Raw genomic sequence first — 14681 nt, 5'->3', positions numbered from 1 at the left:
ACACACTTGCAGGAGCGAGCCATGCTCGCATATTGCGGATTGCGAGTCTGCGTAGAGGGTCGATCAACCCGATGCGCAGACCCGCTCCTACAAATCGCCGATCACTTGGTGGCGGCGCCGTCCGGTACGAACACGTAGCCCACACCCCAGACCGTCTGGATATAGCGTGGTTTCGACGGATCCGGCTCGATCATCCGGCGCAGGCGGGAAATCTGCACGTCGATGGAACGCTCCAGGGCATCCCACTCGCGGCCACGGGCCAGGTTCATCAGTTTGTCGCGGGTCAGCGGCTGACGCGCGTTCATTACCAGCGCCTTGAGTACCGCAAACTCACCGGTGGTGAGCATATGCACTTCTTCGCCACGCTTCAGCTCGCGGGTGGCCAGCGACAGCACGTAATCACCGAAGGTGACGTTTTCGTCTTCGCTGCCCGGCGCGCCCGGCACCGGTGCGGCCTGACGCCGCAGAACGGCTTTGACCCGTGCCATCAGCTCGTCCGGGTTGAACGGCTTGGCCAGATAGTCATCGGCGCCCAGTTCCAGGCCCTTGATGCGGCTCATCTCATCGCCCTTGGCGGTGAGCATGATGATCGGAATCTGATTGTTCGCCGCCCGCAGGCGACGGCAGGCGGTCAGGCCGTCTTCGCCCGGCAGCATCAGGTCGAGGACGACCAGATTGAACACTTCACGCGACAGCAGACGGTCCATTTGCTCGGTGTTCGGTACGGCACGGGCACGGTAGCCCTTGCTGACGAAAAAGCGTTCCAGCAGGCTGCTCAGCCCCGGATCGTCGTCAACAATTAGAATTTTTTCGCCTTCAGCATTGTTTGCAGTGCTGCTCATTGGATGCTCCTTTTAGCTCGGCGCGCATTATGGCGTAGCTGCCGTTATACGCACCGTGTGCATTGTTAGCAGATTTTTCCTTCACTGCCAGAAAACCGGGGTTTCTACCTACAGACTGCTACACCCCCGAATGACAGAACGCTGGTTATAATGCGCGGCGTTTTGTGCCAGGCAACGTCTGAATCGTTACCGCAGGTGGCCGCGATATTTTCCGGGCCTGCGCAGTAATTATTCGATTTCACGGGTCAATGGGGTGCCTTTTGACCCAGGCAGCGGCAATTTTCTAGCCGCTCAACCAGACTCCGGGCCTTTATTTCCGTGCCTGCGAGCCTGCTTTCACAATATGTCAGGTGGTTTTATGGACAGCATCAACAGCCGCATCGCCGAGGAACTCGGCGTACGCCCGCAACAGGTCGAAGCGGCCGTCGCGCTACTCGATGAAGGCTCTACCGTTCCCTTCATCGCCCGTTACCGGAAAGAAGTCACCGGCAGCCTCGATGACACCCAGTTGCGTCATCTGGAAGAGCGTCTGCGCTACCTGCGAGAACTCGACGAACGGCGCATCAGCATCCTCGCCAGCATCCAGGAGCAGGGCAAACTCACCCCTGCCCTCGAACGCGACATCAAGCTCGCCGACACCAAGACCCGCCTCGAAGACTTGTACCTGCCGTACAAGCAGAAGCGCCGCACCAAGGGCCAGATTGCCCTGGAAGCCGGCCTCGGCGAGCTGGCCGACGGCCTGTTCAACGACCCGAACCTGACGCCAGAAACCGAAGCCGCACGCTTCGTCGACGCCGAGAAAGGCGTAGCCGACGTGAAAGCTGCGCTGGAAGGCGCCAAGTACATCCTGATGGAGCGCTTCGCCGAAGACGCCAGCCTGCTGGAGAAGCTGCGCAACTTCCTCAAGCAGGAAGCGACCATCAGCGCCCGCGTGATCGCCGGCAAGGAAGAAGAAGGCGCGAAGTTCCGCGATTACTTTGAACACGACGAGCCGCTGAAAAGCATGCCGTCGCACCGCGCACTCGCGATTTTCCGGGGCCGCAACGAAGGCATCCTCAGCTCCGCGCTAAAAGTCGGCGACGAACTGCCGGGCACCATGCACCCGTGCGAAGGCATGATCGGCCAGCAATTCGGCATCCAGAATCAGAACCGCCCGGCCGACAAATGGCTCGGTGAAGTGGTGCGCTGGACCTGGAAGGTCAAGCTCTACACGCACCTGGAAACCGACCTGCTCGGCGAGCTGCGCGACGGCGCCGAAACCGAGGCGATCAACGTCTTCGCCCACAACCTGCACGACCTGCTGCTGGCCGCGCCGGCCGGCCCGCGTGCAACTCTGGGCCTCGACCCGGGCCTGCGTACCGGCTGCAAAGTCGCGGTGGTCGACTCCACCGGCAAGCTGCTCGATCACGCCACGGTTTACCCGCACGTGCCGCACAACAAATGGGATCAGACTATCGCGATTCTGGCCGCCCTGTGCGCCAAGCACTCGGTTGACCTGATCGCCATCGGCAACGGCACCGCCAGCCGCGAAACCGACAAACTGGCAATCGAGCTGATCAAAAAGTATCCAGCGATGAAGATGACCAAGGTCATGGTGTCCGAGGCCGGCGCCTCGGTGTACTCGGCATCGGAACTGGCTGCCAAGGAATTCCCGGATCTGGACGTGTCGATCCGTGGCGCCGTTTCCATCGCCCGTCGTCTGCAGGATCCACTGGCCGAACTGGTGAAGATCGATCCGAAATCCATCGGTGTCGGCCAGTACCAGCACGACGTGTCGCAGCTGAAACTGGCGCGTGGTCTGGACGCGGTGGTCGAGGACTGCGTGAACGCCGTCGGCGTCGATGTGAACACTGCCTCGGTGGCCTTGCTGGCGCGGATCTCCGGCCTCAATGCGACCCTGGCGCAGAACATCGTCGCCCACCGTGACGAGCACGGCGCCTTCAAGACCCGTGCAGCGCTGAAGAAAGTCGCGCGTCTGGGCGAGAAAACCTTCGAACAGGCCGCAGGCTTCCTGCGCGTGATGAACGGCGACAACCCGCTCGATTCCTCGGCCGTTCACCCGGAAGCCTATCCGCTGGTACAGCGCATCGCCGCTGAAACCGACCGCGACATTCGCTCGCTGATCGGCGACGCCGCGTTCCTCAAGCGTCTGGACCCGAAGAAGCTCACCGACGAGACCTTCGGTCTGCCGACCGTCACCGACATCCTGCAAGAACTGGAAAAACCCGGTCGCGACCCGCGTCCGGAGTTCAAGACCGCAGAGTTCCAGGAAGGCGTCGAAGACCTGAAAGACCTGCAACTGGGGATGATCCTCGAAGGCGTCGTCACCAACGTGACCGCGTTTGGCGCATTCGTCGACATCGGCGTGCATCAGGACGGCCTGGTGCACATCTCGGCGCTGTCGGAGAAGTTCATCAAGGACCCACGCGAAGCAGTGAAGGCCGGTGACGTGGTGAAAGTGAAGGTCATGGAAGTCGATATCCCGCGCAAACGCGTCGGTCTGTCGATGCGCATGAGCGACACCCCGGGCGAGAAGATCGACGGTGCCCGTGGTTCGCGTCCGGGCTCGGCACCGCGCCAGTCTTCGGGCAACACGCCGCGCAAGGAAACGCCCGCAGCGGCGCCGGTGAACAACGCCATGGCTTCACTGTTCGCCAACGCCAAGCAGTTGAAGAAACGCTGATGGAGATTCCGGCCGGGCTCGTCGAGAGCGCGTTTTTCAAGCTGTTGGGCTGCCGCCTGCACAGCCTGGAAACCGGGGTGGCGCAAGTCGCCCTGGTGCTGGAACCGCAACTGCGCAATCGCGGCGGCAAATTGCACGGTGGCGCGCTGTTCAGTCTGGTCGATATCGCCATGGGGCTGGCCTGTTCCAGCACCCACGGCTTCGATCAGCAGAGCGCGACCATCGAGTGCAAGATCAACTACATCCGCGCCGTATCCGACGGCGAGGTGCTGTGCACGGCGCGGGTGATCCACCCGGGCCGCCGCACGCTGGTGGTCGAGGCCGACGTGATGCAGGGCGACAAACTGGTCGCAAAAGCGCAAGGCACGTTCGCTGTCCTGTAGATGTTGTTCATCATTTTGAGTTAATTTCGGCGCTGTGATCGCAGCGTCGAGCTTTTCTGTGGGAGCGGGCTTGCTCGCGAAGGCGGTGTGTCAGGCAAATTGATGTTGACTGACACGCCCTCTTCGCGAGCAAGCCCGCTCCCACAGGGATCGCATAATCTTCGCGTGCATCTGCCAGATTCAGGGATTGAAGTCGGCGGTTCGAAAGGGGCTTCGTGAGCCCGAAAAACCAGGCGAAAACGCCAGTTTCAACTTCACCCTTGTAGACCGTCCTGCCCACCCCCATATTGGGGCGACTGACGCGTGAAGGAATCCAAATTGAGCGAACTTCTCAACCGCCGCCTGGCTCTGCTCGGCGAGCGCGCCAACCTCTCTCTGCTCGAACAGTGCCTCCACGGTATCGAACGTGAATGCCTGCGCGTGACCAGTGAAGGTCGTCTGGCGCAAACGCCGCACCCGGAAGCCTTGGGTTCCGCGCTGACCAATGAACAGATCACCACCGACTATTCCGAGTCGCTGCTGGAATTCATCACCCCCGCCCTGCCCGATCCGGCCGATACGCTGGCGAGCCTGGACAAGATTCATCGCTTTGCCTACAGCAAGCTCGGCAACGAGTACCTGTGGAGTCCATCGATGCCGTGCCCGTTGCCGGCCGAGGAAGACATCCCGATCGCCTATTACGGCACCTCCAACATCGGTCAGCTCAAGTACGTCTACCGCAAGGGCCTGGCCCTGCGGTACGGCAAGACCATGCAGTGCATCGCCGGGATTCACTACAACTTTTCCCTGCCGGAAAAGCTCTGGCCGCTGCTGCGCGAAGCCGAAGGTTTCGTCGGCACCGACCGCGATTTTCAGTCGTCGTCCTACATCGCGCTGATCCGCAACTTCCGCCGCTACAGCTGGCTGCTGATGTACCTGTTCGGTGCTTCGCCAGCGCTGGATGCGGGCTTCCTGCGCGGCCGTTCGCACCAGTTGGAACAACTGGATCCGGACACCCTGTACCTGCCGTACGCCACCAGCCTGCGCATGAGCGACCTCGGTTACCAGAGCAACGCCCAGGCCGGCCTGACGCCGTGCTACAACGATCTGGCGAGCTACACCGACAGCCTGCGCAAGGCCGTGGCCACGCCATACCCGCCGTACGTGGAAGTCGGCACGCACCAGGATGGCGAGTGGGTACAGCTCAACACCAACATCCTGCAGATCGAAAACGAGTACTACTCCAACATCCGCCCGAAACGCGTGACCTACACCGGCGAGCGGCCGATCCAGGCGCTGATGGCCCGGGGCATTCAGTACGTCGAAGTGCGTTGCCTGGATATCAACCCGTTCCTGCCGATGGGCATCGACGTCACCGAATCGCGCTTCCTCGACGCGTTCCTGCTGTACTGCGCGCTGAACGACAGTCCGCTGCTGACCAACACTTCGTGCGGCAATGCCACTTCGAACTTCCTCAGTGTGGTCAAGGAAGGTCGCCGTCCGGGCCTGCAATTGCAGCGCGACGGTGAAGCGGTCGAATTGAAGGTTTGGGCAGCCGAGCTGCTGGAAAAAATCGCACCGCTGGCGGCATTGCTTGATCAGAGCCATGGCGGCGACGCACACAGCAAGGCGCTGGACGCGCAACTGGCCAAGGTCAAGGATTCGTCCCTGACCCCTTCGGCCCAAGTGCTGGCGGCCATGGCCGAGCACAAGGAAAGCTTCGCGCAATTCTCCCTGCGTCAGAGCCAGGCGCATGCCGAGTTCTTCCGCAGCGAGCCGTTGGCTGCTGATGAACAGGCGAAGTTCGAGGAGCTGGCGCGCTCGTCGCTGGCGCAACAGGCGGAGCTGGAGCAGAACGAGGTCGGCGATTTCGATGTGTTTGTCGGGTCGTATCAGGCGAGCATTCTGGCGATCAGCAACTGACATCAGAAGGCTCTTCGAACCTTTTCGCGAGCAGGCTCGCTCCCACATTAGATTGCAATCTCCTGTGGGAGCGAGCTTGCTCGCGAATGACCGCGCAGCGGCCAGGCTTAGATTTTTCCGCTCATAAGCTAAGTCTAAAAAGTTATTTATTTTTAGATTCTTAGATCATTTAGTCTCCTTTCACGCCGATCGTCGGTTGCCTGATTTGGAGCACTCCCCCCATGAAACTGAATTTCCCGCTTCGCCTGCTGGCCGTGGCCTCGTTGGCTGCTGCGAGCTTTCTGGCGCAGGCCGCCGACCTCACCGTCGCCTACCAGACCACCGTCGACCCGGCGAAAGTCGCCCAGGCCGATGGCGCCTACGAAAAAGCCACCAAGGCCGACATCAGCTGGCGCAAGTTCGACAACGGCGCCGACATCATCGCTGCCATCGCTTCCGGTGACGTGCAGATTGGCTACCTCGGTTCCAGCCCGTTGACCGCCGCCATCACCCGCAAGGTTCCGGTGGAAACCTTCCTCATCGCCACCCAGATCGGCGCCGCCGAAGCACTGGTCGCCCGCGACGGTTCCGGAATCAAGAGCCCGCAGGATCTGGTCGGCAAGAAAATCGCCGTGCCGTTCGTGTCCACCGGACACTACAGCCTGCTCGCGGCGTTGAAGCACTGGAACATCGATCCGTCGAAAGTCACCGTGCTCAACCTCGCCCCGCCAGCGATCATCGCCGCGTGGAAACGCGGTGATATCGACGCCACTTACGTGTGGGATCCGGCCCTGGGTGTGGCCAAGGAAAACGGCAAAGTGCTGATCACTTCCGGTGAACTGGCCAAGTTCGGCGCGCCGACCTTCGATGCCTGGATCGTGCGCAAAGACTTCGCCGAGAAGCACCCGGAAATCGTCACCGCATTCGCCAAGGTCACCCTCGACGCCTACGCCGATTACCGCAAGGATCCACAAGCCTGGCTCGCCGACCAGTCAAACGTCGACAAGCTGGTGAAGCTCTCCGGCGCCAAGGCCAGCGACATTCCATTGCTGCTGCAAGGCAACGTCTACCCGCTGGCGGCTGATCAGGTGATCAGCCTCGGCGCGCCAACCACCAAAGCCATTACCGACACCGCCGCGTTCCTCAAGGAACAAGGCAAGGTCGAAGCCGTACTGCCGGACTACGCGCCGTACGTCAGCGCCAAATACATCACCCACTGATCGGGAGTTAACTGCGATGGCCTTGCTACAGCTGGAGCGCATCAGCGCACAGTATCCCGGCAGCCCGGAACCGGTGCTGGCGGACATTTCCCTGACCCTCGGGCCGCAGCAATTGCTGGTAGCCCTCGGCCCGTCCGGCAGTGGCAAGACTTCGCTGTTGAACCTGATTGCCGGCTTCGTCGAACCCAGCGCCGGGCGCATCACCCTCGACGGCGTGCCGGTCAAAGGCCCGAGCGCCGAACGTGGCGTGGTGTTCCAGGATGACGCGCTGTTGCCTTGGCAGGATGTGTTGGCCAACGTCGCGTTCGGTCTGGAACTGGCCGGTGTCGCCAAGGACAAACGTGAAAAGATCGCCCGGGAAATGCTCGCACTGGTCGACCTTTCCGGTTTCGAAAATCGCCGCATCTGGCAACTCTCCGGAGGCCAGAAACAGCGCGTCGGCCTGGCCCGCGCCCTCGCCGCCGACCCGCGCGTGCTGCTGATGGACGAACCTTTCGGCGCCCTCGACGCATTCACCCGCGAGCAGATGCAGGAGCTGTTGCTGCAAGTCTGGCAGCGCACTGCAAAACCGGTGTTCCTGATTACCCACGACATCGAAGAAGCGGTATTCCTCGCCACTGACCTGATTCTGCTGGCGCCGAATCCGGGGCAGATCGTCGAGCGTCTGCATCTGGATTTCGGTCAACGCTACGCTGCCGGTGAGTCGGCGCGGGCGATCAAATCCGACCCGCGTTTTATCGAAACCCGCGAGCACGTGCTGAGCAAAGTGTTCTCGCAACGCAGCGCCGTGCAACGGCAGGAGCGCGCATGAGCAGTTACGACGTTTCCGCCCCCACCGTGAAAAGCCCATCGGTGGCGATCCCGGTACGGCGCAGCCTCAGCACCCGCTGGATCAGCCTGCTGACCCTGTTCGCCTTGCTGGTGATCTGGTGGGCCGTGACCGCGACCGATTTGATCGAACCGCTGTTCCTGCCGCCACCGTCCGCCGTGTTGCAAAAAGGCTGGTTGCTGGCGACCACCGGTTACATGGATTCGACCCTGTGGCAGCACCTGGGCGCGAGCCTGAGCCGCATCGGTCTGGGCCTCGGTTTCGCGATTTTGACCGCAGTGCCGGTGGGCATTGCCATCGGTGCCAACCGTATTGCCCGTGGGGTGCTTGATCCGCTGATCGAGTTCTACCGGCCGATTCCGCCGCTGGCGTATCTACCGCTGATCGTGATCTGGTGCGGCATCGGCGAGTTGTCGAAAGTGCTGCTGATCTACCTGGCGATTTTTGCGCCGATCGCCATCGCTACCGCGACCGGCGTGCGCACCGTTGACCCGGCAAAATTGCGCGCTGCGCAGTCGCTCGGTGCCACTCGCGCACAACTGATCCGCCATGTGATTTTGCCGAGCGCCCTGCCGGACATTCTCACCGGTGTGCGCATTGGTCTGGGCGTTGGCTGGTCGACCCTGGTCGCCGCCGAACTGATCGCCGCCACCAGCGGTTTGGGGTTCATGGTGCAGTCGGCTGCGCAATTTCTGGTCACCGATGTGGTGGTGCTGGGGATTCTGGTGATCGCCCTGATCGCCTTCGCCATGGAAATGGGCCTGCGCGCCCTGCAGCGCAAACTGGTGCCGTGGCACGGCCAAACCCACTGACAAATTTCATGTGCCCCCTGTGGGAGCGAGCCTGCTCGCGAAAGCGTCGGATCAGTCACCGCACTGTCGCCTGACACTCAGCATTCGCGAGCAGGCTCGCTCCCACAAAAGCATCACACCCCGAATTCGAAGAGAAAGACCATGAGCAGCCTGACCATCACCCCATTAAGCTCGGCTCTCGGCGCGCAGATCAGCGGCGTCGACGTCAGCCAGCCGTTGAACCTGGAACAGCGCGACGCCATCGAGCAGGCGCTGCTCAAGTACCAGGTGCTGTTCTTCCGCAACCAGCCGATCGAGCCTTCGCAACAGGCGCGTTTCGCCGCGTATTTTGGCGACCTGCACATCCATCCGATTTACCCGAACGTGCCGGAGCAGCCCGAAGTGCTGATCCTCGACACCGCGGTCACCGACGTGCGCGACAACGCGATCTGGCACACCGACGTGACCTTCCTGCCGACCCCGGCGATGGGGGCGGTGCTCAGCGCCAAGCTGCTGCCAGAGTTCGGCGGCGACACCCTGTGGGCCAGCGGGATTGCCGCGTATGAAGCACTGTCGGCACCGATGAAAAAGCTGCTCGAAGGACTGACCGCGACTCACGATTTCACCCGCTCTTTCCCGTTGGAACGCTACGGCAATACGCCGCAAGCACTGGCCCAGTGGGAAGAGGCGCGACGCAAGAATCCACCGTTGTCACACCCGGTAATCCGCACCCATCCGGTCAGTGGACGGCGCTCGTTGTTCGTCAACGAAGGCTTTACCTCGAAGATTAACGAGCTGTCGGAAACCGAGAGCGAAGCGATTCTGAAATTCCTGTTCGCTCATGCAACGCGGCCGGAATTCACCATTCGCTGGCGCTGGCAGCAGGACGATATTGCGTTTTGGGACAACCGTGTGACCCAGCATTATGCGGTGGATGATTACCGTCCGGCGCGGCGGGTGATGCAGCGAGCAACGGTGTTGGGGGATGTGCCGTTTTTCAAATAAGGCCTGATTGCTGTGTTGTTTTCAAAGGCCCCTTCGCGAGCAAGCCCGCTCCCACTGTGGGATTGTGGTGCACACGAAACCAGTGTTCACCATCGATCCAATGTGGGAGCGGGCTTGCTCGCGAAGGCGTCAAAGCAGGCGCCGAATAATTCGGCGCCAGTCACTTATTCAGCGGTCGACGGCTTCTCCCACAGATTGATCCCGCCCTCCTGGGCAAACCGGTCGATCTCCGCCAGTTCCTCAGCACTGAAACTCAGATTCTTCAACGCCCCGACGTTCTCGATGATCTGCTCTGGCCGGCTCGCGCCGATCAGCGCGGAGGTCACCCGTGGATCACGCAGGGTCCAGGCCAGTGCCAGTTGCGCCAGGCTCTGGCCGCGACGTTTGGCGATCTCGTTCAACGCACGCACGTGCGCGATGTTGGCTTCAGACAGGTGCGAAGCCTGCAACGAACCACCACCCGGACGATTGACCCGCGCATCCGCCGGCACGCCGTTGAGGTATTTGTCGGTCAGCAGACCTTGCGCCAGCGGGGTGAAGGCGATGACGCCAGTACCGAGCTCGTCGGTGGTGTCGAGCAGGTCTTTTTCCACCCAGCGATTGAGCAGGTTGTACGCCGGCTGATGAATCAGCAGCGGCACTTTCCATTCCTTGAGCAGCGCAGCGATCTCGCGGGTTTTTACCCCGGAGTACGACGAGATACCGATGTACAACGCCTTGCCCTGTTGCACGGCGGTGGCGAGGGCGCTGGCGGTTTCTTCCAGCGGAGTGTCCGGGTCGAAGCGGTGCGAATAGAAGATATCCACATAGTCCAGACCGAGGCGCTGCAGGCTCTGGTCCAGACTGGCCAGCACGTATTTACGCGAGCCGCCGCCCTGGCCATAAGGGCCGGGCCACATGTCCCAACCCGCCTTGCTCGAGATAATCAGTTCATCGCGGTACTGCTTGAAGTCTTCGCGCAGCAGGCGACCGAAATTAATCTCGGCGCTGCCGTACGGCGGGCCGTAATTGTTGGCCAGGTCGAAGTGGTTGATGCCCAGGTCGAACGCGGTGCGCAGCAGGGCGCGCTGGGTGTCGATCGGCGTGCTGTCGCCGAAGTTGTGCCACAGGCCCAGCGACAGCGCCGGCAGCACCAGACCGCTGCGGCCGACGCGGCGGTAAGGGATGGAGTCGTAGCGGTTTTCGGCAGCGGTGTAAGTCATCGAATCCTCTCTTGTCTGTCTTGAATGGGTGTCGACTTCTTCGCGAGCAGGCTCGCTCCCACATTTGGAGTGCACTCCCCTGTGGGAGCGAGCCTGCTCGCGAAGGGTGTTACACAAATCTATTGCCGGGTCGGGCAAGGCCCAGGTTTTCGCGCAAGGTCCGGCCCTCATACTCGGTTCTGAACAGCCCACGCCGCTGCAGTTCCGGGACCACGCCATGGGCGAAATCTTCGAGCCCGCCCGGCAGGTGCGGCACCAGCACATTGAAGCCGTCCGCCGCGCCCTGTTCGAACCACTCCTGCAAGCGGTCGGCGATCTGCGCCGGCGTGCCGACCAGGCTGTAATGCCCGCGCCCACCGGCAATCCTGCGGCCCAATTCGGCGAGGGTCAGATTCTCCTGCCCCGCCAGTTCAGTCAGCAATTTCTGCCGGCTCTGCTGGCCGCTGTCGGTCAGCGGCAAATCCGGTAGCGGGCCGTCCAGCGGGTACTTCGACAAGTCGAAGTTGCCCAGCATACGCCCAAGCAACGCCACGCCAACCTCCGGTTCGACCCATTGCTGAAACGTTTCACATTTTTCCTGCGCTTCGGCTTCTGTCTGGCCGACGACGACAAACACCCCGGGCATGATTTTCAGCGAATCGGCACTGCGTCCGTACTTGGCCAGGCGGCCCTTGAGGTCGGCGTAGAACGCCTGCGCGCCCGATAGCGAAGTCTGCGCGGTGAACACCACCTCAGCGGTCTGTGCCGCCAGTTCACGCCCGGTCTCCGATGAACCGGCCTGCACGATCACCGGTTGTCCCTGCGGCGAGCGCGCCACGTTCAGCGGGCCTTTTACCCGAAAATGCTCACCGACGTGATCCAGCACGTGCAGCTTCGACGGGTCGTAATACGCGCCACTTGCCTTGTCGCGGACAAAGGCATCGTCCTCCCAACTGTCCCACAGCCCGGTGACCACCTGATGAAACTCGCGGGCACGGCTGTAGCGTTCGGCGTGGCCGATGTGTTCGTCGCGACCAAAATTCAGTGCCTCGGCAGCGTTGTCCGAGGTCACCAGATTCCACCCGGCGCGGCCGCCGGACAGATGATCGAGCGAAGCGAATTTACGCGCCACGTGGTACGGCTCGTTGTAGCTGGTGGTCGCCGTGGCGATCAGGCCGATGCGCTCGGTCACCGCGCTCAGAGCCGAGAGCAAGGTCAGCGGTTCGAAGTGATCGGAGCGCGCCATGCGGCTGGCGATGTCCTGCGTCGGCGCGGCCACACTGTCGGCGACGAACAGCGTGTCGAACTTCGCCGCCTCGGCAATCTGCGCCAGACGCTTGTAGTGGGCGAAATCCAGACCGGCATTGGCCGGTACCTGCGGGTGCCGCCACGCGGCGACGTGGTGCCCGGTGGCCATGAGAAAGGCGCCAAGTTTCAGCTGTCTGCTCATCTCAGAAATCCTTGCGCAGTTGCACGCCGAAGTAGCGCTCGTCATCCCGTGGCACGGCGCGGTAGATGTAGCTGCCGCCGCTGGCCAGCAACGGTGAGTAGGACTTGTCGGCGAGATTCTTGCCCAGCAGCGCCACGCGCCAGCCGTTGCTGTAGTCGGCGAGCGCGACGCTGGCGTTCCAGATGCCATAGGCACCCTGTTTGGTGTCGGCGTTCTGGCTAATGTCGTACTGCACTTCGCTCTGCCAGCTGTAGTCGGTGCCGAGCTCGATATCGAGGCCGTTGTCCAGCGGGATGCTGTAGTCGGCGCGCACGTAGCTTTTCCAGTCGGGGCTGAACGGCAGTGGCTTGCCATTGACGTTGCACGAGGCTGCAGCGCCCGCCGGGCAGCTGAATTGGTCGATGCGCGCGCGGGTGTAGGCCAGCGCCCCGGAGAACTTCAGTTGCTGGGTCGCCTGCAAGGCGTAATCGAGTTCGACGCCTTCGGTGCTGACACTGCCGGCGTTGATCAGGCGCGTCACCACTTGCCCGGCAACGGTGTCGAAAAAGTTCGCCTGATAGTTGTCGTAATCGCTGTGGAACACCGCGAGGTTGGTGGTCAGCCGGTTGTTCCAGCTGGTGGCCTTGATCCCCGCCTCCCAAGTATTCGAGGTCTCCGGCTTCAGCGCTTCGGTGTCACGCGGCTGCATGTTGAAGAACACGTTGTACGCCGGGCCTTTGTAGCCGCGCGAATAGGTCAGATACGTGGTGACCGCATCGCTGAGGTCGTACTGCACGCCGAGCCGGCCGGACCAGCCGTCCTCGTCTACCGAACCGGAACTGCTGGTTGCAGGTTGAATACCACTGACCGTGGTCGCCGAGGTCGAGACGCGACGGTGATCGTATTCAAGATCATCGTGGGTGTAGCGCAGGCCGGCGATGCCACGCAAGTCCGAGGTGAAGTTCAGCGTGGCTTCGCCGAACGCGGCGTAGCTGTCGCTGGTGGTGCTGTAATCGGCGACGCCACGGTCGGTGCGTGTGGTGGTGGTCAAGGTGCGCTGATAGGTCTCGTCGTCCTTGCCGTGCATGTAGAACAGGCCGCCAACGTATTCGAGGAACTCACCTTTCGGCGAGGCCAGGCGCAGCTCTTGCGAGTACTGGTCGAAGGCCAGCTCGCCCTTGTCGGCGGTGCCGGGGAACGCTGCAGTGATCGTGCTCAGCCGATCGCCATCCTGATATTGGGTGTTGTCCCAGCCGCGCCACGCGGTGATCGAGGTCAGTGTGTAATCGCCCAGTTGCCAGTCGAGCTGGCCGGACAGGCCCTTGTTGGTGTCCTCGACATGGCTGCGGGTATCGGTGTTGATGTCGCGGTTGTGGTTGCTCGCATAGACCGGGCTCAGCGCGTTGGCGAAGGCCGGGGTCAACGACTTGCTGACGACGCCGTTGGGACCGTCGTCGTGGGACTGCATGTAGTCGGCGATCAGGGTGAAGGTGACGTCATCGTTCGGGGTGAACTCGAGTTTGCCGCGCACCCCGCGATGGTTGTAGCCGTTGACCTCCTGGCCGTTGTGCTGGTTATCGACGTTGCCGTCGTAAGTGCCGAACAGGGTGCTGATCGAACCCTTGAGCGTGTCCGGAATCAGGCTGCCGCCAATGCCGAAGCGGGTGCGGCTTTCATTGCCGCTGTAGTACGACTGGTCGATGTAACCGTGGGTCTCGTTGGTCGGCGCCTTGCTGGTGATGTTGAGCACACCGGCCGAGGCATTCTTGCCGAACAACGTGCCCTGCGGGCCGCGCAGCACTTCGACGCGCTCCAGATCCAGCAGGTCTAGGGTCGATTGACCGGGACGCGCATAGACCACGCCATCGATCACCGTGGCCACTGTTGGCTCGACGCCGGGCGAGGTGGAAATCGTGCCGACGCCTCGCACAAACAACGAGGTGTCCTTGTTCGACGCACCGGTACGGAAATTCAGCGACGGCACTTGCTGGACGATGCTCGCCACGCCGTTGCGGTTGTCGCGTTCCAGTTGTTCGCCGTCGATCACCGAGACTGCCACCGGCACCTTCTGCAGCGACTCTTCACGGCGGGTGGCGGTGACCGTGACGGACTTGAGGGTCGGCTCTTGATCGCTGCTGTCGGCGGCAAAAGCATCGGGCAGCGGCAACACCGCCAGCCCGGTGAAAATCCAGCCAGCGGCGCGAATCGACTGCGCCAGTTTGTGTGTCGCCCCAGGAATGTTGTGCATGATTGCCCGCTCGAAATTGGCCCTGAACCGCTGCCGTTCTGCGACGACAGCGCCTGAATCGGTGTCTTGGGCATTCGCTCGAGCGAGTAGCAGACAATGCGCTTTGTTAGCGCTAACATCGGCAGTATTGGCAAGCTTGGCATAGAGCGTCCAATACTGAAAAATTACTTTTATATGCGTTTTGGTTTT

11 protein-coding genes are annotated in these 14681 nt (G+C 61.9%); 7 read left to right on the top strand and 4 right to left on the bottom strand.

Annotated elements, in window-relative coordinates; translation table 11 throughout:
• Positions 1 to 101: 101 nt before the first annotated feature.
• Positions 102 to 842: an osmolarity response regulator transcription factor OmpR gene (gene ompR / locus ACOYXG_RS00655; protein WP_003220637.1), complete on the bottom strand. Its 741-nt coding sequence runs from the start codon at positions 840 to 842 to the stop codon at positions 102 to 104.
• 358 nt (positions 843 to 1200) lie between these two features.
• Between ompR and ACOYXG_RS00650 the strand changes: the two genes are divergently transcribed.
• The 7 genes from ACOYXG_RS00650 to tauD all read left to right on the top strand — a co-directional run bounded on the left by ACOYXG_RS00650 (position 1201) and on the right by tauD (position 9634).
• Positions 1201 to 3525 carry a Tex family protein gene (locus tag ACOYXG_RS00650; RefSeq protein ID WP_460355312.1) on the top strand — a complete coding sequence of 775 codons (2325 nt, stop codon included), beginning with the start codon at positions 1201 to 1203 and terminating at the stop codon, positions 3523 to 3525.
• A complete protein-coding gene (locus ACOYXG_RS00645; RefSeq protein ID WP_086793980.1) occupies positions 3525 to 3908 on the top strand; it encodes a PaaI family thioesterase in 384 nt (127 codons plus the stop codon). The genes ACOYXG_RS00650 and ACOYXG_RS00645 overlap by 1 nt, the downstream gene beginning before the upstream one ends.
• 318 nt (positions 3909 to 4226) lie before the next feature.
• Positions 4227 to 5810: a glutamate--cysteine ligase gene (gene gshA, locus ACOYXG_RS00640; protein ID WP_204894271.1), complete on the top strand. Its 1584-nt coding sequence runs from the start codon at positions 4227 to 4229 to the stop codon at positions 5808 to 5810.
• 221 nt (positions 5811 to 6031) lie between these two features.
• Positions 6032 to 7009 carry a taurine ABC transporter substrate-binding protein gene (gene tauA / locus ACOYXG_RS00635; RefSeq protein ID WP_460355309.1) on the top strand — a complete coding sequence of 326 codons (978 nt, stop codon included), beginning with the start codon at positions 6032 to 6034 and terminating at the stop codon, positions 7007 to 7009.
• A gap of 16 nt (positions 7010 to 7025) precedes the next feature.
• Positions 7026 to 7820 (top strand): taurine ABC transporter ATP-binding subunit, encoded by a 795-nt coding sequence (gene tauB, locus ACOYXG_RS00630; RefSeq protein WP_097086895.1) that lies wholly within the window; start codon positions 7026 to 7028, stop codon positions 7818 to 7820.
• Positions 7817 to 8650, top strand: a complete 834-nt coding sequence (gene tauC / locus ACOYXG_RS00625; RefSeq protein WP_097086893.1) for a taurine ABC transporter permease TauC — start codon at positions 7817 to 7819, stop codon at positions 8648 to 8650. Before tauB ends, tauC begins: the two co-directional genes overlap by 4 nt.
• Positions 8651 to 8791: 141 nt before the next feature.
• Positions 8792 to 9634: a taurine dioxygenase gene (gene tauD, locus ACOYXG_RS00620; RefSeq protein ID WP_115988447.1), complete on the top strand. Its 843-nt coding sequence runs from the start codon at positions 8792 to 8794 to the stop codon at positions 9632 to 9634.
• A 164-nt stretch (positions 9635 to 9798) separates the two neighbouring features.
• On the opposite strand, the gene mgrA is transcribed toward tauD, so the two are convergent.
• The 3 genes from mgrA to ACOYXG_RS00605 form a co-directional block, all read right to left on the bottom strand.
• The gene (gene mgrA, locus ACOYXG_RS00615) at positions 9799 to 10836 is read right to left on the bottom strand and encodes an L-glyceraldehyde 3-phosphate reductase (protein WP_007917913.1); all 1038 of its coding nucleotides are present in this window, start codon (positions 10834 to 10836) and stop codon (positions 9799 to 9801) included.
• A 109-nt stretch (positions 10837 to 10945) separates the two neighbouring features.
• Positions 10946 to 12265 carry an LLM class flavin-dependent oxidoreductase gene (locus ACOYXG_RS00610; RefSeq protein ID WP_460355305.1) on the bottom strand — a complete coding sequence of 440 codons (1320 nt, stop codon included), beginning with the start codon at positions 12263 to 12265 and terminating at the stop codon, positions 10946 to 10948.
• A 1-nt stretch (position 12266) separates the two neighbouring features.
• The gene (locus ACOYXG_RS00605; RefSeq protein WP_097086888.1) at positions 12267 to 14492 is read right to left on the bottom strand and encodes a TonB-dependent receptor; all 2226 of its coding nucleotides are present in this window, start codon (positions 14490 to 14492) and stop codon (positions 12267 to 12269) included.
• Positions 14493 to 14681: the final 189 nt, after the last annotated feature.

The organism is Pseudomonas sp. G3-39, from assembly GCF_054790485.1.
The sequence above is the reverse complement of the archived record's forward strand: the minus strand, read 5'-3'. Positions and strand labels throughout refer to the sequence as shown.